Here is a 23,645-nt window from a genome sequence, read left to right on the forward strand (position 1 = left end):
GAAAAATGCACGTCAGGCGCCGCGTCTCACGACAATTCACTCGGTCAGACGACAGCCGCCCGGAATGCGCATTCCGGATGGCGTCATTGTGAATTGGACACAGTGTTCGAAGACCGCTTTCCTATTGCGTCTTGCCTACACCAAAAAGGACTGTCTTATCAGCTGCCCAGACGTGATAATCCGTCACCTTGGGGCCTAGCGCATCAATCACCGGTTCGTAGTAGAGACCGAGGATTGGCAGGTCGGTGACCATCAGTTTGTGCAGTTGTTTGAAGATGCCTTTGCGGGTTTCGAAATCAGTGGTCTCGGTCGACGTCCTGTAAAGCGCCTCTGCCTCGGCATTCTGCCACTGACGGCTCGGTGACTTGCTCTTGTCTCCGATCAGCCGGCCATACATCTGCGAGGGATCGAGGCGGGCAGAATAACCGAAGGATTGAATCTGGAATTTGCCCGCATTGTAGTTATCGAGTTGGGCTGCCCAGTCGAGCACGTCGAGTTGGGCATTAATGCCGGCACCCTGGAGCATGGCCTGCACCATGACCGCGTTGTCATACATGCCCTGATATTTGGTATTGGTCTGGATCTTGACAGGCTCGCCCTTATAGCCGGCTTCAACCAATAGAGCCTTTGCCTTTGCCAGATCGTATGCCGGCCATTCGCTGAAGTCCTCGTCATAGAACGCGGACGCCTGGGCAACGGCGGAAGAATTATGTCCGGCAAGCCCCATGTTGCGGACCTCGGCAATCTGGTCGTAGTCGATTGCATGGGCGATTGCCTTGCGGAATTTCACGTTGCTCATCAAAGGATCAAGCGTCTGAACGAGCAATGGTGTCCAGGAGAGACCGGGCGTCGAAGCGATGGTAATCCCGCGTGACTTTGCCTCCTCCAGATGCGAGGCCTCGAAACCTGGGAGAATATCGATTTCACCAGCGTAAAGCGCTGCCTCCGCCGCGGCGGTATCGGGAATGATCTGGAATTTGACGGTGTCTACTTTTGCCGTGCGGTCTCCAGCGAACCCGGAAGCGGGCTCGCCAGACGGCCTGTAGCCTTCATAGCGGTCGAGGGTGATAGACTGGGCCTTGGTCCACGCGCCAAGCTTGAATGAACCGGATCCGATGGCGCTTCCTTCGATCCACTTGCCGTGCGCATCGACATTCTTCGGGCTCGCAATCCAGGCGTTGCACTGGATGTTGGCCAATTGCATCAGGAAGAGCGCATTTGGCTTGTTGAGAGTGAAGACAACGGTTCTTTCGTCGGGTGTGTCCACGCTTTCGACCTTCAGTCCCTTGCTGCCGTCGAATTCTGAGGCACAGACCCATTCATTCGCCGGGTCGTTGCGCCATTTCCAGTTCCACAGCACGTCAGCAGATGTCACCGGCTTTCCATCATGGAAAGTAGCACCATCACGGAGTGCGAAGGTATATGTCATGCCATCGTCGGATACAGACCAGCTTTTGGCGAGCGCCGGGCCGATGGCAAGATCACCGCGAAAGGCGACCAGCGTCTCGAAGATATGATGTGTGATTGTGTCTGTGTTTGCATCGCGGTTGAAGCCGTCGAAACCACGGATGTCTGCGTTCATGCGGACCATCAATGTCGACGCACTGGCTTGCGTCGATAACCCAGCCGTCAATGCTAACAGCAGGCCAGCTGCGACTGGCTTCGCCCACTGGAATTGCAATCGCGTTATGTTCATGCTGTTCCCCTTTTCTATAATTTCTGAAATGGAGATTATAGATTTTTGTGATTATGAAAAGCAATAAATGGGTGAAATTTTGCCATAATGATCTCTTTGATACCATTTTAGGCGATAATACGCCGCCCCCCTTCATTGCGGAAGGCTGGCCTCGCGTGAGACAATACGCGATACCTGTTGCTCCCCGCCTTCTGGATAGTCGCCAGTCGGCCGTTTTAGGGCAGGAGATCATCGCAGTCCTGTTGGGCGCGCTTTTGCGCCGCACTGCCAGACACCGCGTTGAACTCCAGAAAATGCACCATCCATTCCCATTTCTTTATTGTTTTTAATAATTCAAAGCATTTTGAGGGAGGAGCGCAAATTTGCCTTCGGCTCTTGGTCGCAGATTACGTGCGTATGCCGATTGTGCGATTTTCCGAGGTTGGTCTGCTCCCTTGAGAAACAAGCTTTAAGCGGCACATAAACCGGACATTGAAGCGGACATAAAAGCGGCAGGAGATCGCGGTGAATCTATCGGATTGATGGAGCCGATGACGATTGCCGAGGGCAGCAAACATACAGGGCCGCTTCTCGATCTGGCGATGGAACTGACCGCGGCCTCCGCCGGATTGAAGCGCAGCCTTCCTGCCGAAATCGCCAAGGCGCTTTCCGATCTCGTGCGTTCGACGAATTGCTACTACAGCAACCTTATCGAAGGTCACGATACCCATCCGGTCGATATCGAGCGGGCGCTTAAAAATGATGATAACGCCGATCCGCAGAAGAGAAACCTTCAGCTTGAAGCCAAGGCGCATATCGAGGTGCAGCGCTGGATCGATCATGGTGGCATAACCGGCGCGTTACGGCGCAGGATACCATTTTGAAAATCTGGCTGTGCCGGGTGACTTCTCAGTGGAATTCAACACACTATGGACTTGCTCCGACCGACCGTGGCCCCTGCGATCGTGGGCAACGACGCGATAGCCCTTCGACAGGAAGAAGAGCATCTGCGCATCCCAGTCGTCGGAACTCAGCGGCCAACCGTGGTGGAAAACGACAGGTTGGGCATCCTTTGGACCCCAGTCCTTGTAGAAAATCTCAACGCCGCCATTGGTGGTGACATAACCCATGATGTTGTCTCCTTGAGGAATATCAGTAATGAAAGATGCTGCCGGATCTGCGGCCATAGTGGGAAAGGCCAGTCTGGGAGAGGCCAGACCTGCGCCAATTGCCGAGGCTGTGATCAGCACGTCGCGGCGCCTGAGCAGCGGGCCAAGATAAGGGGACATCGAGCAACTCCGTGTGGCGTGCAGGTTGCCAACGAACAAAAGACTTTTGCAGAATTGACAAGCAACCGGATGGACTGCCGGGCGATCCCGGCAGACAACACAAGCAAGCGCGTTGTCTGCCTAGTAGGTGCTACCGAAACGCTGGTGGCGCTAGTGGGCATCACCGTTAAGCTGTGTTGCAGAAGACGGAACGCTGGCTTTGCATGACGGCTGGCTCCTTGACGCAGATTCTCCAAATGGGTTTCCCAGATGGTCGAACGCTGATGAAATCCGTTGGGCATTCCATGCCGTGTCGTCGAAGATGACATGACTGCTCCTGCATCTTGACACCCCACTCGATACCAACTCGGCATCGGAAGCCGATCTGTTCCACGCGGATTTCTCCACGCCCCCGGACCCAAAGTGTGGCGTGTCTTTCGTTGGGCCATGACACGTAGCCTTCATTTTGGGGTTGAAGCGTAAAACGATCGTTTTACATTACGGAGATGGCACTGACGGAGGCTGCACCATGGAACTGAAATCCAGACTTATCTCTGCCGCCGAACAACTGTTCGACCGGCACGGCTATTCGGCAACCGGGGTAGATCGCCTGACTCAAGCTGCGGACATGTCTAGCCGCACGTTGTACAAGCACGCAGGCAGTAAGGCGCAGCTGATGGCGAGCGTCCTCGACGAACGGAACCGGCGCTTCATGGAGCGACTAGAGGTTGGTAGCGTGGATACACTGTTCGCGGCACTTGAGGACTGGGTGCGCGTGGAGGGGACACGAGGCTGCCTGTTTCTGCGCGCCCATGCCGAGACCGGGGGCGATACGCCTGAGATCGCCAACGCCGTAGCTGCACACAAGGCGGGCTTCACGCAGCGCATCGTCGCAATCGTCGCCGCGGATCTTGGTCGGGAGGACGCTGATATGGCCGAGCAGGTGCTGGTGCTGTTTGAAGGCGCAACCCATGCAGCGGTCTACCGCGGGACTAAGGCTGTCGCGGCTGCTCGCGCAGCCGCGGCGACTTTGCTTGAGGGCGCACGATCATGAGTTCCGACCTTCGCATAGGTGCCCTGGGGTTTGTCATGATCGCGGTTTGCTTTGGTTTCTCTCGCTTCGCCTTCGGGCTGTTTCTCCCGCAGATCGATGCCGAGTTGGAGCTGGGGCCAACAATCAGCGGCGTGATTTCGGGTGGATCCTTCGCAGGCTACAGCATCGCAATCATTGCTTCGGCCGTCCTATCGGAGAGGTTGGGGGCCCGCGCCGTGGCGACCGCAGCCGCCGCAGTTGCTGCCTTTGGCATTGCATGCATCGCGCTGGCGCCAACGCCACTTCTGCTGGCCGTCGCCGTGCTGGTGGCAGGGTTGAGTACAGGCCTTGCCTCTCCGCCCATGGCAGCGGCGGTCGAAGCTGTTGTCCGAGAAGATCGCCAGGACCTGACCAACACCGTCATAAACGCGGGCACCAGCGCGGGCGTAGCGCTGTCTGGTCTGGTGGCACTGGCGATGGTGGGGCAATGGCGAATGGCGTTCGGTCTATTCGCGGCGATTGCCTTCCTCCTGACCCTGGCTTCGGCGCGTTGGCTCCCCACGGCGCGGCTGCGCCAGGGCGCGAATGGGTCTCTCACACTAAACAAACCGCTTCTACAGTTGATTGCGGCGTCGTTCCTGATGGGCGCGGCCAGCACGGCTGTATGGTCTTTCGGCGGCAAGATCGTGTCCGAGCAGTTGGACTGGGATGCATCCAGCACCGGCTGGCTTTGGGCTTGCCTCGGAGCGGGTGGGACCGTCGGGGCCTTTGCAGGCTCATTGGTGCGTCGTTTCGGGGTAAATCGTGTCCACCTGACGTTTCTAGGTCTGATGTCAGCGGCCATCCTTGCTGTGGGGTCGGGCACGAACATGCTCGCGCTTGCACTGGCGGGTGGAGCAATGTTCGGCACGGCCTATGTGATGCTGACCGGGGTATATTTGGTCTGGGGTGTTGGACTGCTGCCTCATAGGCCGGCGACCGGCCTGATGATCGGCTTCCTGACGATTGCAGTGGGGCAAACGTGTGGCGCACCGGTGTTTGGACTACTGATGGCGGAACAGGGTATGTCGGTTGCCATCACTGGATTCGTGGGGCTTGCATTGGTAGCGGGTCTGTTCCGTTATGACGCTGGAGGGAAATTTTCTCCCAACGGTCAATGACCTACTGTCTCAAAGCGAACCGGGCAGGCTCCCAGCTTCGTGTCCGCAGTCGCGGTCCTGCCTTTGCGTCCAAATACCTGCCGCGAAATACGGGCGACCTTTCTGTGCCCGAACTGCTACCGCTAAGCTAAACCGAGCGAAGCTAAGCCTTGTGCCAATGAGTGTCTGAGGTGAATTATTTCCTGAAATTGCGAATACAGTTGAGAGGAATCGAACAGCCGTTCACCTAAATAATGACGTTAGTGAAATTCATTGCTTTGGCAGCGAATTTATTTCTGCAACGACAGCGAGTAACGGGTATGCCGACGTTCACCCGTACGCATGAGGACACCAATCTCCACGAGCTGCTGAAGGTCGCGTGTCGCAGTGGCGCGTGATGTGTTTGTGATCGAGATGTAGTTTTCTGCACTTAGGCCGCCCCTAAAGCCCGCTGTGCCTTCCTTGAAGATGCGCGCGACCACCTTTTCCTGCCGCTCGTTCAGGCGGTCTCTAAAACGGTCGTAGAATTTTGCTTTCTGAATGAAGAAATCTATGCGCTCAAGCGTTGCGCGTTGAGCATCCAGGATCGTCTCTGAAAAGAAAATAACCCAATCGGTGATATCGAGCGTGCGTTGGTGCCGCTCAAGCTCGGAATAGTAGGACTTCCGGCTCTTCTCGATCGTAAAGGCGAGGGAAATGAGGCTTGGTTGCCCAATGTTTTGTGCCAGGGATTTTTCGGCGAGCGCACGCCCAATTCGACCGTTGCCATCTTCGAACGGATGGATGCTTTCAAAGTAAAGATGGCCTACCGCTGCACGCGTCAAAGCTTGAAGTGGCGCCTGTCCACTTGGCCTGGATTGATTGAACCAGGTGATGAAGGTCTCCATCTCAATGGCAGCCTGACGAGACGGAGGTGCCTCGAAATGGATTGTGGGCTTATCCAATCGACCCGACACGATCTGCATGGCGTCTTCATGTTTGCGGTAAGCACCAATCGTTTCAATGTATCGATTTCCGGCCATCAACATTGAGTGCCAGTGGAACAATCCCTCATGCTGCAGCGGCACCTCCCAGTTTCGATAGACGTCCGCCATCATCTCGGCGATCCCCCGCTCTTGGGGACGAACCTGTCTATCATCGGCGTTGAGCCCGAACTGTCGGCGGAGTGATGACTGGACACTTACGCGGTCCAGAAACTCACCCTCGATCTCTGAGGTCTTAACCGCTTCGTCGCTTAGCAACTCAATGCGAAGTTGGTTGCTGTCATCCTCGTTGAAATGCCGAACGGCACCAATGACCTCGCCGGCGGACTGAAGGAATTTTTGCTCCAATGGTACCAGACTTGCAGCGTCGCACCTGAAATTTGGCCAGTCGGTATTCTGCCAGTTCCATTTCATGAGCTATAGCCAGCCTTTCTATAACTCATCATTATTGTCATAGATGAGCTATTGCAAGCCTATCTATCACTCAAAGCCACATCTGTAACTCTCAATCCAAGCAGTAGAGATCAAAAAAGTCATCGACCTACCCTGAACATATTTTGTTAAAGCTCGCCTCATATTCCCGCTCGCCCTCGGCATTGGCGCCAAGAGAAACGGAATAAGCATGATCAAAAACGACATTTCATCACGTCATTTCCAGCGAAGTATATCTGAATTCTGCGAGCTACGTATTGCACCAATCGCATCCCAGAGGATGCTGTAGAGTATCCGGCCTCACTTGGGCAGCTTGATCATCTACCGGAAATCGCCACCGCTCCTGAACGGCCATATCGACTGGACGGCGGATTGGTAAGGCCTGTGGGCTCGAAGCCGAGTTCACGGCGGAACTGAAAAAGCAGCTCAGGCCAGGCCTGGATGCAATCATCCGATGGCTCGGCACTCCACCGGCCATGGAACAACGACGTGGCTTATACACCAAATCGGAAGAAGACATACTCATGGTAGCCCAAGCCCTTTCGCGCGCCGATGTCGTTCAGCAACACTACGGTCGCTTCTTGCCTCAGGACAAGGCAGCTCTGGCTGCAAAAATCCTCAATCAGGTTTGGGAGGCTAAGTAGGCTCGAATGGCGTGCTCGGCTTGGATGCTTGGCTCAGCCTACGTCCGAGCCGACATCGTCGTTTCGCCTTGACGCGACTCGAACCTGCGAGCCGTTAGGACCCTGACTTGATCGTTGTGAAACCAGCTAGGTGGAGCGAACACTTAGCCAGCACAGAATAGCTGTTGGGGGGCGTCAGCGGATTGCCCGCCGTAGGATACCAAGCCGGGAAAGGCGACAGAAACGACACCTCACCCGACGATTTCAAACAGCTAGGAAACCGCCATCCACCATGAGCGCTTCGACTTCCGAGAAGATACTCTCGCTCGACGCCAGAGGCAGAACGGCGATGGTGACCTCTTCAGTCTCCGGAGCCTGCCGAACGCAGTAGCTTTCCTTAAATTGCTCGGCTCCATCATTGTTTTGCAGGTCGGTCGCCTTTGCAGGCGCGAGGAGCATTCCCGGCGAACCAGGTTGGAACGAATGCTTCGGCGTCTCAGGTCAGTCGTCCAAGTCCCTGCTACCGACCGGATAAAGGCGCAGTCCACAGCGGAGAGCCAGCCTAAGATTCGGTCTGGGGCGTTACTCCCCTGAGGAGCCAATCCCACGCCCGGTCGAAGTGCGCATCCACAGCCTCCCTGGTGTCGAAGTCGGCGCTACCCATCATTGCCGAGGACGTGGGCAGCGCGACCAGACAGTGGATCAAATGGCTGGCGATCGTGTCTGCTTCGCCATCGGCAATCATTCGGGCATCTTGTGCCTCCCCCACTGCGTGGATCAATCGAGACATGATCGGATCTGGTTGGGGCGGGATTGGTGCATTCTTCTCGAACACGACGGCTTCGCTGAACGTGATGCGCTTCAAAGCGATCAGATCGGGCTCCATGTTGATGTGCAGGAGTTCGCGCGAAAGAGCCTGCAGGCGCTCTAGTGCATTTCCTTCCATGGGTGGCAAATCGTCAAGTCGTGCCACCGCGCGCTTGTGCGCGTGCTCAACAACTGCCTCGAACAGAGCGACCTTCGAGGGAAAGCGTCTGTAGACCGTATCCTTTCCCGCCCCGCATTGCGACGCGACCTGTTCCATCGAGGTGCCAGCAAAACCTCGGCTGGCGAACAGCAACGTCGCTGCCGCTATGATCCTTTCGGCCGCCGCATTCTGCATTTCCTTCGAGGGTCGGCCTGATCTCACGAGCATCTCCGATTTCCGCAATGCCATTGTTTCTCCCTTGCCGTTTTCCCGGCCACCTCTTTGGAGTTGGTCGCCGGACTTGCCAACAAAAAAGTTGACAATAGTAATCATCTTATCTGGACAGGACGGTCCCGTTTGATTTAATAGCCTATCAGATATTGCAAGCTGCGACCATGGGGGCGTTTCGTGAAGAACAGCATTTCCCTAAAACAGATACTGATGGCATCGACCTTTCTCCTCGTTGTCAACCAAGCCTGGGCCCAAGACGAAAGCACACAACTGGCGCCTATCCTCGTGTATGGCAACGGCACCATTGACGACACGTCCGGCAGCGTCGTCGTCAAATCGGCACGATCGGCCACCAAGACCATCACGCCCGTGGCAGAGACACCGCAATCCATAACGACCATCACGCGCAAGCAGATCGACGACCAGAACCCGCAAACGGTCAGCGAGGCGCTGCGTTATACCGCAGGCGTTCTCTCCGATCGGGATTCGAATTCGCGCTATGATTCGGTCTTTCTCCGTGGCTTCGGCGCATTCGGCACCGCTACGAGTTATGTCAGCTATCTCGATGGCCTGAAGGTGCAGCGAGGGCAGGCTTTTGCCACGCCGTCCATCGATCCATTTTTCCTGGATCATGTGGACGTCCTGAAAGGGCCCTCTGCCCTTCTCTATGGCCAGATCAGCCCCGGCGGCCTCGTCAATCAGGTTAGCCGCGAGCCGTCCGACGTTCAATCAAACGAGGTCCGACTTGAGGTCGGTTCGGACGGGCGGGTTCAGAGCGGATTTTACTCCACCGGACCTGTCACCTCGGATGGGACTTTGCAGTACGGGCTCGGGATCATCGGCCGGTCCTCGGGCACGCGCTATGACGATGTCAACGAGCAGCGCCTCGGCGTGATGCCCTCGCTGAAGTGGCAGCCGGACGCAGACACGTCGCTGGTGATCTCCGGCTATTATCAACGGGATCCGGAAGGTGGCTATTTTAATTCGCTGTATCCGAAGTTTCTGGCGCCTGCAGGCTATACGGTTTTTTTGGGGCGCGATCTCAATGTTGGTGATCCAAGCTATGACGCTTTCGAGCGCACCCAATACGGCGTTGGATACAGGTTCGAGCACAGTTTCAATGAACAGGTGACTGTACGCTCGAACTTCCGCTATTCCGGCGTTGAAACTGACATGCAATCGCTCCAGATGAACGGCCCGATGTCGGCGAGCGGCCTCATCCCTCGCTGGGCTGTGCATTCCATTGAAGATGCGAATGGTTTTTCGTTTGATAATCAGGCCGAGTTCAACTTCGACACGGGCGCCGTCGGTCACACGCTGCTTGCAGGCTTGGACATCCAGCGCTCCAGCAGCAGTTGGGAATATATGCTGGGCGGCGCAACATCGCTTGATGTCACCAATCCTGTTTATGGTCAGCCGGTCGGCCCGTTCATGACCGCGATCGACAGCGATCAGACGCTTCGTCAGACGGGGATCTACGTTCAGGACCAGATAGACATCGGCAACCTGCGAGGTGTCTTCGGCGTCCGGCACGACTGGGCAAACCAGGATACGGACAATCGCCTCACCGGCACGTCGACCGCGCGATCCGACGGCGCGACGAGCTATCGCGCGGGCCTGCTTTATCTATTCGATAACGGTATAGCGCCCTATGTCAGCTACTCTACCTCATTTGAGCCGACGACCAGTCTGGGAGCGGACGGCAATCCGTTGAAACCGACGGAAGCGCAACAATACGAGGTGGGTATCAAATATCAGCCAACAGGGCTGGATGCCGTCTTCACCCTATCCGCCTTCGACATCCGCCAACAGAACGTCGTTTATTACAATGCTTCAACCGGCTTCAACGAGCAGCAGGGCGAGATCCATTCGCGCGGCGTGGAATTCGAAGCCAGAGGAAATGTGACCAGCAATCTTGAACTGATTGCGGCCGCATCCCTGCTCGACACGGAAGTGTCCAAATCCGGCATCGCGTCGATCATTGGCAACCGTCCACAGGCCGTGCCGCGCTACTACGGTTCGCTCTGGGCAAATTACACCATCGACACCGGCGCGCTGGAAGGTTTGAGCATTGGCGGCGGCGCACGCTTTGTCGGCTCCAGCTACAGCAATGACGCAAATACGGTGAAGGCGGAGGGCTACACGCTACTGGACGCAGCACTCCGCTACGATTTTGGCGCGAAGAACCCAAGCCTGAAAGGGCTTCAGGCAACGCTCAATGTCACCAATCTGCTCGACAAGGAGTACTATTCCTCCTGCAGTTCCGAATATTATTGCCAGTACGGCAACGGCCGCGTGGTCCTGGCCGGCCTGAGATACAAGTGGTGAGGCGGCGGTGACTTTCACAAGACGTCGATTTTGCACCTCCATCGCCGCCGGCATCCTCTCGGGGTTCCGGCCCGTGGCGGCGGAGGAGCAACCACTAACAGTGACGGACATGGTTGGGCGCGAGGTGCGACTTCCCGCACTGCCAAGGCGGATCATACTTCTTGAGGCGCATGATCTCCTGACAATGTCCCTCCTGCATGCCGACCCCGCATCGCTCGTCGTCGGTTGGGCGGCTGTCGATCGGATCGACAGCGAGTGGCTGCAGGAACGCCTTACCAACGGCCAAGGGATCAGCACCGTCGGCAAGCAATCTCCCGAGACAGTTTCCCTGGAAGGGCTGATCGCCCTGGCACCTGATCTCGTTGTCACGACCACCTTCATGACGCCCCAGGGTGACGCCGATCCACTGGTGGAAAGGCTGAAGCAACTTGGCATCCCCGTGGTCTTCAGTGACGCATCGAGCAATACCATTGCCGGCGCGCAAACAGCCGATCCTGTTACCGAACTCAGGCGTTCGCTGAACATGTGGGGTGTACTTCTCGGCGCATCGGCAAAGGCGAATGCATTCATTGCCTTTTATGAACGAGAATTGGCAGGGATAACGGGACGCCTTGAAGGCACGAAACCCGTCACGACCTATCTGGAGGTCCAGTCGACCGTTGACGACTGCTGCTGGGCAGCGGGGCGACGGATCTGGGGCGATCTATTGGCGCTGGCCGGCGGACAACCCTTGCCAGGCGTGACCGCGCCCTGGTTTGAAAAGCTCTCGCTCGAATATCTGCTGTCCACCCCACACGACGTCTACATCGCCTCCGGCGGTGGATGGGCATCGGGAAGCCGGCCCGCGATCGGACCTGGTATCGACCCCGCCCTGGGACGGCAAGGTTTGCAGCGCTTGGTAGATGGCAGACCTGCCTTCAATCATCTGGCCAGCGTGCGCGCAAAGCGGGTTTACGGGATATGGACCGGGCTGATCACCAATCTTCCGCTCAACATCCTCTTCGTAGCCCAGGCCGCAAAATGGCTGCACCCCGAACAATGTGTCGACCTCGACCCTGCGGCCATCCTTGGTCACATCAATCGAGAGTTCGCGGCATTCCCCATTCAAGGACCGTTATGGGCCTCGATCTGAGTTCAAGGAGGCATCCGGATGTCACTGATCATCAACAAGCAATATCGCGCAAGCGCCATGGTGCAGTTTGCAAACATCAGCGAATACGTCGAGCCGATCGTGGAGTCGATCGCGACCCACGACATGACAGTTGAAGAAGCCGATGGTGTTCATCATATCCGCTCACCGTTCGGCACCGCCACGTTCGAAGCGACCGGAGACGGCTTCAGGCTCACGGCCGAAGCCCCAGACGCAGGCGGCCTCAATCGGCTGAAGCATGCGCTCGTCGGACCAATCGGCTTCATCGCCGCCCGTGAAAAGCTGGAAATCCAGTGGCAAGGGGATCATGCCGAACCGGCCCTACCCGCGGATCTACGCATCCTGCATGTGAAATCCGTCGAAGACATTGCTCCCCGCTTCCGCCGCATCGTGTTCCGGGGGGAGAACCTCGAGCGTTATGATCGCGAAGACCAGCTCCACTGTCGACTCATCTTCCAGCCGCGCGGCATGACCGAACCGCGATGGCCGATGCTCGACCATCGCGGCCATGTCGTCTGGCCCGATGACAAAGCCGTTCCGACACGCGTCTACACGATCCGGCATATCGATGCCTCAGCTCAAGAAATCACGATCGACTTTGCCCTTCACGCTGAGCCCGGTCCGGCAACTCGCTGGGCCATAGACGCGCGGCCCGGCGATCTTGCCGGCATCCTCGGTCCGGCCGCCAATGGTCCCAAATCCGCAGCGTTCTACGTCCTGGTCGGGGATGAAACCGCTTTGCCGGGCATTGCACGGGTCCTGGAAAACCTGCCCGTCACCGCGACCGGCCATGTGTTCATCGAGGTGGACACGGCAACAGACGAGATACCACTTCACTGTCCGGCGGGCATGGCAATCGTCTGGCTGCATCGCATAGGCGCTGACGCCGGCACGACGACGTTGCTGGCGGATGCAATACGCTCAGTAAAATGGCCTGAGACGCTCGATAAGGTCTTTGTCTGGGGCGGATGTGAGCACCGGACGTTCAGTGCTATTCATCGACACCTGAAAAAGGATATCGGGCTTTCCCGCGATCGCTTCGTGCTCTACTCGCACTGGCACAAGCACCTCAGCGAAGAAGAAATCATCGCCACCGGAGCGGACGCATATCTGCCGCAGTGAAGGCCACAACGGCTCTTTTATCGTCTTGATGGAACTGGAATCGACGCCCAGCTTATTTTTGCTTCGCTTTCGGTCCATCCCTGCATTCGAAACACACACTTAGCTGAGCCGCTTGCATTGCTGCATCGAGATTATCAGCGATGGTCGTCGACCTAGTCGCCAACTTATTCCACATCCCGCGCCACGACATTTCTTCCAGACATTATCGCCAATTGCGTTCAGCCGCGATGAAGCTGTGGCCGAAAATCGCCCGCGCATGAGCGGCGAAATAGGCTGGGCCACTGCCTGCCCGCCTTGCCGTTAAGTTTACGATGCCCGGCAATCATTTCCCCTGGAAATCAAGGCCGACGATAAAGAGAAACACAAGCACACCTGGTCTTGCAGGATGCTGACGCATGGCCTCCGTTTTCCAACAAAAATCGAATCTGACGGGACGAGCGTCGAACGACTTGGTTTTTCGGCGGCTGGGAATGCGAGGACGGAGTTGGATTCTACTTTGAATAATTTTCGCGACAGATCCGGTCACGGATCTATTTATGAAAACCATTTGACGAAATAAATAACTCATGCAATTCTGCCGCAGTCAGGAGAAAACGAAATGGCATTGCGCGGCGCGAACCAAGAGTCTGGGAAACCATTTAATCGACGGATTGTGCTTGAATCGATTCGTCTTCACGGACCCACGACGCGCAATGACATAGCCCGTCGTGTTGGACTCACAGTCCAGACTGTCTCCACGATTGTTCGTGAACTCGAAGAACAGGGCCTTACACTTTCAGTACGTGAGGAACCTAAGGGCCGCGGCATTCCGCCTTCTAAGCTGACCATCAATCCAGAGGGCGGCCACGCAGTAGGAATTCACCTGACGCCACTCAGCATTGAAGCCGCACTGGTGAACCTGCGCGGCGACGTGGTGATCAGCCGCCAGCGCGACACCTCGGACCCCAAACCCGATGAAGCTTTTGCCATAATCAGTGACATGGTCGCCGAGTTGAAGCGCAGCCCACTGTGTGGCCGACTGCTTGGCGCGGGGCTGGCATTGCCGGGTCCGTTCGACGTCGAATCTATGAGTTTCGTTGGTTCAACGACCATGACGGGCTGGAAGAACGTCGATATTGGCGAGCGCCTCGCTGAGGCGACGGATCTGCCTGTATTCTTCGAGAACGATATGGCAGCGGCAGCCCTGGGGGAGCAACTCTACGGGTTAGGTCAGCAATTCTCGGATTACTACTACATGTTTTTCGGTGTCGGCCTTGGTGGCGCCATGATGAACGATGGCGTGGTGATGGCCGGAGCGTGGGGCAATGCAGGCGAAATCGGCCATATACCCGCCGTCCCGGACGGTGAGCCATGCCCCTGCGGAAATCGCGGCTGCCTCGAAAGATATCTGTCGCTTGATGCTTACAGAAGGCGAGGTCTTTCCGAGGTTGCCTGGGTCGCTGAGGTTGCGCCGATGTTTCGCCATGCAATTCGCACCGTCGAAAATCTCTTTGATCCGCAGACCGTTGTGCTTGGTGGTTTGGCGCCGCAATCGCTTATCGAGCAACTGACGACTCTTGCCACCGGACTCGACAACTCTGTTTCGGCGCGCACCAACCGGACGAGTCCACGCGTTATCGCCGCCAGGGATTGCCAGCATTCCGCGCTGCGCGGCGCTGCTGCGCTCGCTGTCTACGGCGTCATGTCGCCGCGTCACGGCCAAATGTTTGAAACATAAAAAAAGGGAACGAAAAATGAACGAAGAGCTACTCGCCCTGGATAATATCCGCATGAGTTTCGGTGCGATTGAAGCCCTCAAAGGCATCAGTTTTTCGATTGGAAAAGGCGAAGTCGTCGCGCTTTTGGGAGATAATGGCGCCGGAAAATCGACCTTGGTCAAAATCATTTCAGGTGGTCAGCAGCCAACATCCGGCCGTATGTTTTTCGAAAACAAGGAGTACCAGGCAAAGACGCCTTCCGAAGCCAAGGCCGCCGGCATCGAAACTGTCTATCAGGACTTGTCCTTGTGCACCAATATCGACGTGGTCGGCAACTTCTTCATGGGACGCGAGATCACCCGAAAGATTGCGGGCATTCCCTTTCTGGACGAACGGGCGATGGAGGAGGTCACCAGCAAGGCACTGTCCGATGCCGGCACACGCATTCCCTCGATGCGCGGAAAGGTTGAACATCTGTCTGGTGGCCAGCGACAGGCCATTGAGCTCAATCGCTTTGTACATTGGGGCGGTAAGCTCATTCTGCTTGATGAGCCCTTTGCAGCCCTTGGCGTTGAACAGACCCGTCGCGGGCTGGAGATGATCCGGCACGTTGCCAATCAGGGCATCGGGGTCATCATCATTACACACATCATGCAGCAGGCGTTTCAGGTCGCCGACCGAATCGTCGTCATCCGCCAAGGCGTTGTTGCCGGCGATGTCGAATGCAGCAAAACAAATGCAGATTCAGTGATCGAAATGATCACCGGACAATCACTCGCCGGGGCCGGACCGGCGAGCCAAGAATGAATAGGGAACCGGCGTAAACTGGAGAGAATGAAAATGAGACGAATAATGCTATTCGTGCTGGGCAGTTTGATGCTCGGCCTTGCTATCATCACGCCCGCGGCCGCCCAGACAAAGGGACTGGTTTATTACCTTGTGCCAACGCTCAATGACGAATTCCAGACCGGTTCGGTCAGTGCATTGGAAATGTTTTTGAAGCAAGTCGGTTACGAGATGAAGGCGCTCAATGCCGACAACAAGACCGAAATCCAGCAATCGCAAATGAACGATGTCATTGCGCTCAAGCCGGCTGCCATCATTCTTGCGGCTGTTGATTTCAACGCGCTGAAACCATCCATCGAAAAGGCCCGGGCCGCGGGCATCCCGGTCGTTGAATTTGACCGTCAGATCACTTCGACACCGTCCGACTTCACGTCAGTCGCTGGTACGATCGAAATCGGCCATATTGCTGCCGCTGAGGCTGAAAAAATGCTGGCGACCAAATATGGCTCTGTAAAGGGCAAGGTCTTGCAGGTTCTTGGCGACCCGGGCGACCCTTACACACTCGACATCCAGAAGGGTTTCGAGGAAAAAATGAAGGCATTCCCAGACGTTACGATCATCTCGTTACCAGCCTTGCAGTGGGAAGCCAGCAATGCCGGAACGATCGTCTCCGACCAGATGCTGTCTAATCCTGATATTGATCTCATCTTCCTGCATGCAGCGAGTCTTTCGGTTGCTGCCACAGCCTCTCTTGAAGCCGCTGGCAAACAACCAGGCGAAGTCATGATGATGAGCTCGAACGGCGCACCCGTGGGTCTCGACCTCATACGCAGGGGGTGGCTGAATGTCGAAGTGGAACAGCCCCTTTATGCACAGGCTGCCGCGATTGCCATGTTCATGGATAAGATCGTCGGAAAGCAGGAAATCAAGGCTGGTGAGTATGACGTCATTGGTTTGAAGGGTGTTTTGACAAACGAAACCTGGGGTCCGAACATCCAGATCCCTGGCTCTGCAATCACCAAGGAAAATGTCGACGATCCAGCTTTCTGGGGCAACCAGAAGCCGCCGGCAGGCACTATCAAATCCGTCGAGTAGGCGGCTCTTCCTTCCGGGGTCACAAGACCCCGGTCTTCTCCTCCTCCAACTTGGATTTGCCGTATGTCCCCTGGAAAACGCAAAACTCTTGAATTCATCCTCAACAATCTTGTCTGGTTCATGCTCATTGTTGTGCTTGCACTGTTCTCAGCTCTGATTCCAAACTATTTCCAACTCGGCATCTTCGCCAACATCATCGAAGCTTCGAGCGTGCTCGGTGTGATGTCGATCGGCCTCGCCATCGTGATTATCACTGGGCACATGGACCTCTCGGTCGAATCCGTTGCTGCATTGGCGGCGATGGCCGTGAGTATCCTGTTTTGTTCTGCAGGCATTGGTCTTGGGATCGAGCTTAACCCCGCATGGTTGATGATCCCTGCCTCTTTGCTTGCGGCATGTGCCATTGGGGGTTTGATCGGCCTCCTCAACGGCTTTCTTGTTGTCAGGCTGAAGATGAGCGCTTTCATTATTACCTTGGCGTCCTTCATATGGGTGCGTGGCCTCGTGCTGGCCGTCTCCGGCGGACGGTCTGCTCAGGATCTGGCTCCGGCCATCCGTTGGTTTGCCATTGAGCGCATTTTCGGCATCCCGCTGTCGGCATGGGTTGCCATTGCTTGTTTCCTCATATTCTCGATCATGATGCAGAAGACGCCCTTCGGTCGGCACCTGATGATGATAGGTGGCAATGAAACGGCAACCTTCCGCGCAGGCATTCGCGTGAACCGCTATCTGATTATTGCCTTTGTCATGGCGGGTGCTATTGCCGGACTTGCCGGTTGGCTGCTCGCGGTGCGCACATCGGGTGCGACGGCCAATCTCGGCGTCGGGTTGCTGTTCAATGCCTTTGCTGCGGTGGTGATCGGCGGCGTCAGTCTTAAAGGTGGGGTGGGCGCTCTGCCGGGCGTTTACGCTGGGGTACTACTACTCTCATCCATCAACACAGCAATCAATCTAATGGGGCTGCCAGCAACCTATACCCAAGTCATCCATGGTCTTCTGGTGCTTGCAGCCGTTCTTCTCGATACATTCAAACAAAGGCTCCGCCAGAGGCTCGCATGACAGACCGACTAAAAGACAATGTAGCGTTGATCATTGGCGCTTCCCGTGGCATCGGCAAGGCAGTTGCACTACGCTTCAAGGAAGAGGGTGCTACCGTTGTTATCGCCGATCACGAGAAAGAGGCGGGACAGGCTGCGGCCGAGCAAATCGGTGTTGATTTCGTGCATACCGATATCTCGAAAATGGACGACGCGATCGCGGCGGTCAATTTTGTTCTCGAACGCCACGGTCGGCTCAATACCATCGTCCAAAATGCCGGCATATATCCTTGGCAACTGATCGAAGATACCTCACCGGATGACTGGGACCGTGTAATGGCAATCAACCTGCGCGGCTGCTTCAACGCCGCCCGTGCAGCTCTGACGCCAATGAAAAAGCAAGGGTTTGGACGTATTCTTTTTACGTCCTCCATTACCGGTCCGCATGTGACCAGTCCGGGTCATGGACATTATGCCGCTAGCAAGGCCGGCATTAATGGATTTATCCGTTCGGCGGCGTTGGAATTTTCATCCTATGGCATCAATGTCAACGGCGTCGAGCCTGGCAACATCTTAACCGAAGCGATACAACTCCACCGCAGCGCCGCTTTTATTGAAAATATGGAAGTGGCCATACCGCTCGGGCGTCTCGGTTCGCCACGCGATGTCGCCAATGCATTCCTATACTTGGCGTCTGAGGATGCCAGTTATGTGACGGGAACAACAATTGTGGTCGACGGGGGACAGTTGTTACCCGAAGGCGCTGACTTCAGGCTCCTACCCCCCTGACTCCAGGGCGCATTTTTGATCCATCAAGTACAGTATAACGTGGACGGTAGGATGCACCGTCCACGTCCTTGCATCTCCGCAGGGACTAATCATCGAACAAGCGTTCACGCAGACACCTGAAGACAGGCATCAGTATCACAATGACTATTTGGACAAAGCACGTGGAGTTGATTGGTGAGCTTTACACACCGGTCGCCAGGTAGAATAAATCGCGCAATCTCGATGCCCGCACCTCAATACAATTCTATAAAGCTTAATGATTTTATGCTTTCAAAATAACAACTTATCATTCAATCGAATGCCCGACATTTAGAGAAGAACAATTGGGTTAATGACGGGCAAAATACGTAAGAACATTGAGTCGACTAAGAAAATCATGAAGGAAAACGGCGATGGAAAATGACACAAGCATACTACTTGGAAGCTCCAATGGACTCCGCGCCGAATTCGCTCAATGTGGTGCTCGCCTTTTGCGGCTCGACATTCCATCTAGTAAAGGCGGCAGCACCCAAGTTGTTATGGGTAGCGCAAGTGAAAGCACACAACCGAAAGGCGATACATGGGCTGGCACAATCTGCGGACGCTTTGCCAACCGCATCGCCAATGCTACCTTTGTACTCGACGGCATCCGCTACACACTGCCTGCGAACCACGGGACAAGTGCGTTGCATGGGGGTCCGAAAAGCTTCGCACTGAGAGACTGGGCCGTTGAAGCCGCAGATGACAGCCTGACCTTTCGTCTGACATCACCTGATGGTGAGATGGGCTATCCGGGCAAGATGGATGTTTCTGCAACCTACGGAATTTCGGAAACGACACTCTGGCTGGACATGATCGCAACCACAGACAAGACCACCATCATCAATCTCACCCATCACGCCTATTGGAACCTGAAGGGTGGAGGCAACGTTCTGGACCACGAGATAGAGATCCCCGCATCGCGCTATTCGGCTGTCGACGAGCGATTGATCCCTTTGGGGGCGCCTGAAGACGTGGCCGAAACGATTTTCGACTTTCGGACAATGCGGCCAATCGCAATTCCATACGATCACAGTTTTTGTCTGGACGCGGGACGCGGCAGTCTGCATCTGGCTGCCCGGGTGCGCGAGCCGCGAAGCGGGCGAAGTATGGAAGTGTGGACAACAGAGCCAGCCATACAGCTCTATACTGCCAACCACTTTTCCGACGCACTTATTGCCCCACACTCTGAAATGATCGAGAACGGAGCGATTGCGCTGGAACCCCAGACATATCCCAACGCCCCAAATGAACCGTCTTATCCCAGTGCCGTGTTGTCGCCGGGCGAAGTCTATCACCACCGCATTGAGTGGCGTTTCTCAGGATTTTGATCTTTGCACACCGCCGGTCGAGTGGGGCGATGTGTTTTATCATGTCTGGCGGCGTGGGAATGCGGCCCTTTGAACTCGAGTTTGGACGAGCGTTTCAGCTTTTCGGCGATGGTATCGAGGATCATCATCCGGGACCCAACAAATCGGAGGGGCGTGTCGCATAAATTGACGGAGCGCGCTATTATCGGCCGTGTTACAGGGATCAGATTCTGGTCGAGAATATCCTACCCTTTGGATTTGTCATGCTACACGTTTGAATTCTGGACGGCCAAGGTCGGTCATCTGGTTGAGCGCACGGACGCCGATCTTTGCTTCCGTGGTCCGATAGGGGAAGGTCCTTGCCTAGAGTTTTGTCCCAATCACAGTCTTTCTTCGACCCATCAGGGTCTCGATCCTGCTGCGCGTGTTGTAGCCGGTAGATTTCGGCCAGACCATGCGGCCCTTGGTTTCGATTTCAGCGATATGCCGGTCACGAACCGATGGGGCCTCTGCCGCTTTCGGGCTTTGAACTGCCGTCTTGGGCGGTGGAATGATGACCTCAACGATCTCGCCGAGTCGTGTCACAAGGAAATCACGGGTCGGCAATCCATCATAGGCACCGTCAGCGATAAACTTGCCAACTGTGCCGTCAATCTGATCGAGAAGATCAGGCAAGGCTGCGGGGTCACCGACATCATCCGCGGTCATTTCCGACCAGACGATGTCTCAGAGGTCCCTACATTTCTACAACCTCACACGGGAAACGAAACCCCTTCAGACGGGGAGTTGAGCTCGATAATTTAATCCTCTCCCGATACCCGAAATGCGGCGGTCAAACAACTTGGCAATGCGCATAGCATCCATGCATATAGAGGGCGGCCATATATGGCAGGCATCCAAAAAGGCTATGGCAAACGAACTTTGGTCGAAGTCGCGATGGGCCGATTTCAGGTCATCCTTGGCCACGGCTACGCACCTGGTCACTCCTCGCTCAGTAGACGGGAGCCACCATCGGCTGACCCATTTTCAACCAAATGCTCGCCTGCGAGCCCCGAAAGTCGTTTGTTGGCAAGCTGCTAGGGTCGCACCCAAATAGGTGGGGCCATCAAAAACAAGATCCGTACTTTTACAGATCACCGCACCAACGCATCGCAAACGACTAGATAACATTGTCCCAAGCTGGGTCAGCCACGGCGTCGATCGTCCGGATCCATTGGGCGGCCTGCCGCGCGGCATCCGCCAGCACGGGTTTTGGCGCCTTGTACCACTCGTTTTCAGGCAATTCCCGATGCTTTCGGATATGGGTGATCGCCGCGTCAAGAGTCGGAAACTCATCTGGCAGTGTGAGGTGGAGGAATAGCGCCACCACGGCGACGGAGCGTGATCGCCCACCACGGCAGTTGACGAGAATGTTCCCACGCTCACGCCTCGGATAGGACGGCTTGTCAGGCATGACCTGCTCAAGTGCGGCCCGAAGGATGTAATGGGCAGCCACCATCTGCGTTTCGGGATTCCCCGCGCCGTCGATCAGGCCGATCTTGTAGTAACGGATTTCCCCCGGCCCATAGATACTGCCCTGATGATCTGACACGACCTGAGGCTGCTGCACGTAGTTGAAGTCGAGATTGACCGCACAATTTACAACCGTCGTGATACCGTTGCGACGGAGCAGATCCAGGTCGCTTGCTCCTTCCTTGCCCGAAATGAACAGATCGACGCCGTAGATCGGGTGATGCCCATAAATAAGGCTCAGCGTCGGCAGTTCACCGGTCTCCCGTGCCTGCTCTCCATTTGCCGGAATTCTCTGCATCTCGTTCTCCGCAGGTGATGCCCCCTCTGCCCGAAAGCTGCTCATGAGGCTGCAACCTTCGCCTGGGCCAGCTTGCCGATCCGGGTTTGCGAGATCGACCGTGCGACACGGTCGAGCGTTGGATAATTTGCTCCCTCACCTGTCGCGATATAGCCGGGGCAGAGATAATCCCGGGAGCCCAGAGCGACCTTGCCGAGGGTCAAGGGTTCGTAGCGGCCGCCAGCCTTCCGGAGGATTAGGATTGCGGCTGCCACATCCCACGCGTTAACCCCGAAACCCGTTGCAGCATCGGCCCAGCCGGCCGCCACATGGGCAATGCTGAGCGCAGCACTTCCGGGACGGCGTAGGGTCGAGAAGGTCTCGACAAGTATGCCCATATTGGCAAGCGCCTCCTCCCTCCCATCGAGCCGAAAGTCCCGCGAGACCGGATAACCGGTGATCAGGGTCGCCTGCGCCTCGCTGGCGACGGCGCTGGAGCGCAGCGGTTCACCATTGAGATACGCCGAGCTGAGGTCGGCTGAAAACATCAAGTCCGCAACGGGGTCATAGATTGCGCCTGCAACGACTTCATTGTCGATGACCGCTGCAATCGAGACACACCAGAAGGCAAGGCCACGAGCGAAATTCGCCGTACCGTCGATCGGATCGACATACCACTGAATATCGCCGATGCCGATCTGGCCGCCCTCTTCCCCCATGATGGCCGAAGAAGGTTCGCGCTCAAGAATGAACGCACGGATCGTGGCTTCCGCGCGCTTATCATGGACCGTCACGATATCGTGCAGGTCCACCTTGTAGTCGACAACCATGGCCGAGCGAAACGCATCCAGCAGCGGTTCGCGGACAGAGAGAGCTGCGGCTTTAGCCAGATCCATCAATCGGCGAGAGCGTACAAGTGCGTCTTGCAACACAGATGGCGAACTTGCCGGGAACGGGTGGTCCAACATGAATATCCTTACCTTTCAATGTAAAAACCGGCGCAGTCGAAACCGCGCCGGTCGGCATCATTTGGAGTAATTGACGCGCCAGAAATCCTGCCACTCTTCGCGCCGATCGAAATCGTCGAGACCCGTTGCCGCGTCGTAGCCGAAGAGCTTGTCGGAAACCTTGGCCAGGCCGGATGGCTCATTCTCCGGCATCTTGATGTCCGTATTGGTCGGAACCTTGCCGTCCTTCATCTGCGGCGCGATCCCCTCTTCTGTCAGGATATAATGGATGAAGAGCTTTGCCATATTCGGGCTCTGCGTCTTCGACGCGATCAGCCCAAGCTTGATGTAAGTCCAACCGATCCAGGGATCGAGATCATCGCAAATGCCAAGCTTATATCCCTTGTCCGCATTGTCGCGGAACTTGGCCGAGCTGAGTAGGCCGAAGAAGGGCTCCTTTTGGCTCGCGGCACCGACCGCTTCCGCTATCGGGTCGTCACCAGCCGTGGCCAGCGGTGCATTCTGTGCCAGAGCCTTGATCCAGGCAGCCGCGGCGCTATTCTCGCTGGTCTCGATATCCTTGCCGAAATGCGCCTTGTACGCTGCCGCTACCTTGTCGTTACCGTGCGTTTCGAGCTGGTTGAACCAGTCCGTATAGCTTCCCTTGGTCAGCGGATCGACGAGAGCGACTTTGCCCTTCCACTTCGGCTCTGTCAGCTCCCAGATGTTGCTGACAGGGCACTTGTCATACGTCTCCGTATTGTAGGCCCAGACATTGGCATTGGTCGAAATCGCCAGCGGGTTTTGCAGACCACCCGGGATCTTCCCGACCATGTCGGCAGGCAGATAGCTCTCGACAAAGCCCTCCGGAAGGAGCTGCGCCTGCGCGGCCGGGGCGTCGGTGATCAGAACGACATCACCCTGCACATTGTTCGCCTGGTTTTCGCGAATGATCATCTCGAGCTGGCTGTTGGCCGAAACCTTCATGCCCGTTGCCTTCACCCCATATTTCGCGCTGAAGTTATCTGCCATCTCGACGATTTTGCCGGTGCTGTCGTAGATATTGATCGGCTTTTCGTGCTTTGCGGCGGCAATCAAGGCGTCGAGATCGAAAGCCTCCTCGGCGTGCAAACTGGCCGTTGATAGGCCAGCGAAAAGGCTGGTGGCCATCAACGCGCCCAGCAGTTTATTTCCATTCCTCATGACTTCCCCTCCCAAGGAAATAG

Annotated in this window: 21 protein-coding genes and 3 pseudogenes; 15 read left to right on the forward strand and 9 right to left on the reverse strand. The window is 56.2% G+C overall.

The genetic code is table 11. The annotated features are described in order from the left end of the window. Window positions 1-121: 121 nt before the first annotated feature. The gene (locus tag ACWPM9_RS21640) at window positions 122-1,582 is read right to left on the reverse strand and encodes an ABC transporter substrate-binding protein (RefSeq protein WP_484757937.1); all 1,461 of its coding nucleotides are present in this window, start codon (window positions 1,580-1,582) and stop codon (window positions 122-124) included. 167 nt (window positions 1,583-1,749) lie between these two features. On the opposite strand from ACWPM9_RS21640, the gene ACWPM9_RS21645 reads away from it, so the two are divergent. Then, window positions 1,750-2,025 (forward strand): hypothetical protein, encoded by a 276-nt coding sequence (locus tag ACWPM9_RS21645; RefSeq protein ID WP_484757938.1) that lies wholly within the window; start codon window positions 1,750-1,752, stop codon window positions 2,023-2,025. Window positions 2,026-2,226: 201 nt separating this feature from the next. Beyond that, on the forward strand, window positions 2,227-2,559 hold the full coding sequence (locus tag ACWPM9_RS21650) for a hypothetical protein (RefSeq protein ID WP_484757939.1): 333 nt from the start codon (window positions 2,227-2,229) through the stop codon (window positions 2,557-2,559). Between the two features lie 48 nt (window positions 2,560-2,607). Here the strand turns inward: ACWPM9_RS21650 and ACWPM9_RS21655 are convergent. Continuing rightward, window positions 2,608-2,862: pseudogene (locus ACWPM9_RS21655) on the reverse strand (alpha/beta fold hydrolase); the annotation flags it as partial. Between the two features lie 610 nt (window positions 2,863-3,472). Here ACWPM9_RS21655 and ACWPM9_RS21660 point away from each other — a divergent pair. Next, a complete protein-coding gene (locus ACWPM9_RS21660; RefSeq protein ID WP_484757940.1) occupies window positions 3,473-3,997 on the forward strand; it encodes a TetR/AcrR family transcriptional regulator in 525 nt (174 codons plus the stop codon). Further along, a complete protein-coding gene (locus ACWPM9_RS21665) occupies window positions 3,994-5,136 on the forward strand; it encodes an MFS transporter (protein WP_484757941.1) in 1,143 nt (380 codons plus the stop codon). The genes ACWPM9_RS21660 and ACWPM9_RS21665 overlap by 4 nt, the downstream gene beginning before the upstream one ends. Window positions 5,137-5,405: 269 nt before the next feature. Here ACWPM9_RS21665 and ACWPM9_RS21670 read toward each other — a convergent pair whose 3' ends face one another. Continuing rightward, the gene (locus ACWPM9_RS21670; protein ID WP_484757942.1) at window positions 5,406-6,512 is read right to left on the reverse strand and encodes a Fic family protein; all 1,107 of its coding nucleotides are present in this window, start codon (window positions 6,510-6,512) and stop codon (window positions 5,406-5,408) included. A 208-nt stretch (window positions 6,513-6,720) separates the two neighbouring features. Here ACWPM9_RS21670 and ACWPM9_RS21675 point away from each other — a divergent pair. Next, window positions 6,721-7,021, forward strand: a pseudogene (locus ACWPM9_RS21675) (hypothetical protein); the annotation flags it as partial. Between the two features lie 396 nt (window positions 7,022-7,417). On the opposite strand, the gene ACWPM9_RS21680 reads toward ACWPM9_RS21675, so the two are convergent. Continuing rightward, window positions 7,418-7,612: a hypothetical protein gene (locus ACWPM9_RS21680; protein ID WP_484757943.1), complete on the reverse strand. Its 195-nt coding sequence runs from the start codon at window positions 7,610-7,612 to the stop codon at window positions 7,418-7,420. A gap of 103 nt (window positions 7,613-7,715) precedes the next feature. After that, a complete protein-coding gene (locus ACWPM9_RS21685) occupies window positions 7,716-8,453 on the reverse strand; it encodes a TetR/AcrR family transcriptional regulator (RefSeq protein WP_484757944.1) in 738 nt (245 codons plus the stop codon). A gap of 108 nt (window positions 8,454-8,561) precedes the next feature. Here ACWPM9_RS21685 and ACWPM9_RS21690 point away from each other — a divergent pair, with 108 nt between their 5' ends. The 10 genes and pseudogenes from ACWPM9_RS21690 (at window position 8,562) to ACWPM9_RS21735 (ending at window position 19,704) form a co-directional block, all read left to right on the forward strand. Beyond that, on the forward strand, window positions 8,562-10,679 hold the full coding sequence (locus ACWPM9_RS21690; protein WP_484757945.1) for a TonB-dependent siderophore receptor: 2,118 nt from the start codon (window positions 8,562-8,564) through the stop codon (window positions 10,677-10,679). 109 nt (window positions 10,680-10,788) lie between these two features. After that, complete coding sequence (locus ACWPM9_RS21695; RefSeq protein WP_484757996.1) at window positions 10,789-11,811, forward strand: ABC transporter substrate-binding protein; 1,023 nt, start codon at window positions 10,789-10,791, stop codon at window positions 11,809-11,811. A gap of 18 nt (window positions 11,812-11,829) precedes the next feature. Beyond that, window positions 11,830-12,951, forward strand: a complete 1,122-nt coding sequence (locus tag ACWPM9_RS21700; RefSeq protein ID WP_484757946.1) for a DUF2218 domain-containing protein — start codon at window positions 11,830-11,832, stop codon at window positions 12,949-12,951. Between the two features lie 149 nt (window positions 12,952-13,100). Then, a pseudogene (locus ACWPM9_RS21705) lies at window positions 13,101-13,211 on the forward strand (IS6 family transposase); the annotation flags it as partial. A 338-nt stretch (window positions 13,212-13,549) separates the two neighbouring features. Then, window positions 13,550-14,668: an ROK family transcriptional regulator gene (locus ACWPM9_RS21710; RefSeq protein WP_484757947.1), complete on the forward strand. Its 1,119-nt coding sequence runs from the start codon at window positions 13,550-13,552 to the stop codon at window positions 14,666-14,668. A gap of 16 nt (window positions 14,669-14,684) precedes the next feature. Then, on the forward strand, window positions 14,685-15,455 hold the full coding sequence (locus ACWPM9_RS21715; protein ID WP_428188553.1) for an ATP-binding cassette domain-containing protein: 771 nt from the start codon (window positions 14,685-14,687) through the stop codon (window positions 15,453-15,455). Between the two features lie 33 nt (window positions 15,456-15,488). Beyond that, window positions 15,489-16,529, forward strand: coding sequence for a sugar ABC transporter substrate-binding protein (locus ACWPM9_RS21720; protein ID WP_428188552.1), 1,041 nt, complete (start codon window positions 15,489-15,491; stop codon window positions 16,527-16,529). Between the two features lie 63 nt (window positions 16,530-16,592). Next, entirely contained in the window at window positions 16,593-17,588 is a 996-nt protein-coding gene (locus tag ACWPM9_RS21725; protein WP_428188551.1) for an ABC transporter permease, read from the forward strand. Further along, a complete protein-coding gene (locus tag ACWPM9_RS21730; RefSeq protein WP_428188550.1) occupies window positions 17,585-18,355 on the forward strand; it encodes an SDR family NAD(P)-dependent oxidoreductase in 771 nt (256 codons plus the stop codon). Before ACWPM9_RS21725 ends, ACWPM9_RS21730 begins: the two co-directional genes overlap by 4 nt. A 392-nt stretch (window positions 18,356-18,747) precedes the next feature. Then, on the forward strand, window positions 18,748-19,704 hold the full coding sequence (locus ACWPM9_RS21735) for an aldose epimerase family protein (RefSeq protein ID WP_484757948.1): 957 nt from the start codon (window positions 18,748-18,750) through the stop codon (window positions 19,702-19,704). Window positions 19,705-20,046: 342 nt separating this feature from the next. Here the strand turns inward: ACWPM9_RS21735 and ACWPM9_RS21740 are convergent, their stop codons facing one another. The 4 genes from ACWPM9_RS21740 to ACWPM9_RS21755 form a co-directional block, all read right to left on the reverse strand. Continuing rightward, window positions 20,047-20,391: a transposase gene (locus ACWPM9_RS21740; RefSeq protein WP_484757949.1), complete on the reverse strand. Its 345-nt coding sequence runs from the start codon at window positions 20,389-20,391 to the stop codon at window positions 20,047-20,049. Between the two features lie 451 nt (window positions 20,392-20,842). Continuing rightward, window positions 20,843-21,493: a dual specificity protein phosphatase family protein gene (locus ACWPM9_RS21745; protein WP_484757950.1), complete on the reverse strand. Its 651-nt coding sequence runs from the start codon at window positions 21,491-21,493 to the stop codon at window positions 20,843-20,845. Window positions 21,494-21,534: 41 nt separating this feature from the next. Then, entirely contained in the window at window positions 21,535-22,368 is an 834-nt protein-coding gene (locus ACWPM9_RS21750) for an inositol monophosphatase family protein (protein WP_484757951.1), read from the reverse strand. A 129-nt stretch (window positions 22,369-22,497) separates the two neighbouring features. Further along, window positions 22,498-23,589 (reverse strand): ABC transporter substrate-binding protein, encoded by a 1,092-nt coding sequence (locus ACWPM9_RS21755; protein ID WP_484757997.1) that lies wholly within the window; start codon window positions 23,587-23,589, stop codon window positions 22,498-22,500. Window positions 23,590-23,645: the final 56 nt, after the last annotated feature.

The organism is Agrobacterium sp. H141 (assembly GCF_057158725.1).

Excerpts from the sequence above, each read along its gene's own strand:
- ACWPM9_RS21640 (WP_484757937.1), bottom strand. The coding sequence starts at position 1,582 with ATGAACGCAGACATCCGTGGTTTCGACGGCTTCAACCGCGATGCAAAC.
- ACWPM9_RS21645 (WP_484757938.1), top strand. The coding sequence starts at position 1,750 with ATGAAAAGCAATAAATGGGTGAAATTTTGCCATAATGATCTCTTTGAT.
- ACWPM9_RS21650 (WP_484757939.1), top strand. The coding sequence starts at position 2,227 with ATGACGATTGCCGAGGGCAGCAAACATACAGGGCCGCTTCTCGATCTG.
- ACWPM9_RS21660 (WP_484757940.1), top strand. The coding sequence starts at position 3,473 with ATGGAACTGAAATCCAGACTTATCTCTGCCGCCGAACAACTGTTCGAC.
- ACWPM9_RS21665 (WP_484757941.1), top strand. The coding sequence starts at position 3,994 with ATGAGTTCCGACCTTCGCATAGGTGCCCTGGGGTTTGTCATGATCGCG.
- ACWPM9_RS21670 (WP_484757942.1), bottom strand. The coding sequence starts at position 6,512 with ATGAAATGGAACTGGCAGAATACCGACTGGCCAAATTTCAGGTGCGAC.
- ACWPM9_RS21680 (WP_484757943.1), bottom strand. The coding sequence starts at position 7,612 with ATGCTCCTCGCGCCTGCAAAGGCGACCGACCTGCAAAACAATGATGGA.
- ACWPM9_RS21685 (WP_484757944.1), bottom strand. The coding sequence starts at position 8,453 with ATGATTACTATTGTCAACTTTTTTGTTGGCAAGTCCGGCGACCAACTC.
- ACWPM9_RS21690 (WP_484757945.1), top strand. The coding sequence starts at position 8,562 with ATGGCATCGACCTTTCTCCTCGTTGTCAACCAAGCCTGGGCCCAAGAC.
- ACWPM9_RS21695 (WP_484757996.1), top strand. The coding sequence starts at position 10,789 with ATGGTTGGGCGCGAGGTGCGACTTCCCGCACTGCCAAGGCGGATCATA.
- ACWPM9_RS21700 (WP_484757946.1), top strand. The coding sequence starts at position 11,830 with ATGTCACTGATCATCAACAAGCAATATCGCGCAAGCGCCATGGTGCAG.
- ACWPM9_RS21710 (WP_484757947.1), top strand. The coding sequence starts at position 13,550 with ATGGCATTGCGCGGCGCGAACCAAGAGTCTGGGAAACCATTTAATCGA.
- ACWPM9_RS21715 (WP_428188553.1), top strand. The coding sequence starts at position 14,685 with ATGAACGAAGAGCTACTCGCCCTGGATAATATCCGCATGAGTTTCGGT.
- ACWPM9_RS21720 (WP_428188552.1), top strand. The coding sequence starts at position 15,489 with ATGAGACGAATAATGCTATTCGTGCTGGGCAGTTTGATGCTCGGCCTT.
- ACWPM9_RS21725 (WP_428188551.1), top strand. The coding sequence starts at position 16,593 with ATGTCCCCTGGAAAACGCAAAACTCTTGAATTCATCCTCAACAATCTT.
- ACWPM9_RS21730 (WP_428188550.1), top strand. The coding sequence starts at position 17,585 with ATGACAGACCGACTAAAAGACAATGTAGCGTTGATCATTGGCGCTTCC.
- ACWPM9_RS21735 (WP_484757948.1), top strand. The coding sequence starts at position 18,748 with ATGGAAAATGACACAAGCATACTACTTGGAAGCTCCAATGGACTCCGC.
- ACWPM9_RS21740 (WP_484757949.1), bottom strand. The coding sequence starts at position 20,391 with ATGACCGCGGATGATGTCGGTGACCCCGCAGCCTTGCCTGATCTTCTC.
- ACWPM9_RS21745 (WP_484757950.1), bottom strand. The coding sequence starts at position 21,493 with ATGCAGAGAATTCCGGCAAATGGAGAGCAGGCACGGGAGACCGGTGAA.
- ACWPM9_RS21750 (WP_484757951.1), bottom strand. The coding sequence starts at position 22,368 with ATGGATCTGGCTAAAGCCGCAGCTCTCTCTGTCCGCGAACCGCTGCTG.
- ACWPM9_RS21755 (WP_484757997.1), bottom strand. The coding sequence starts at position 23,589 with ATGGCCACCAGCCTTTTCGCTGGCCTATCAACGGCCAGTTTGCACGCC.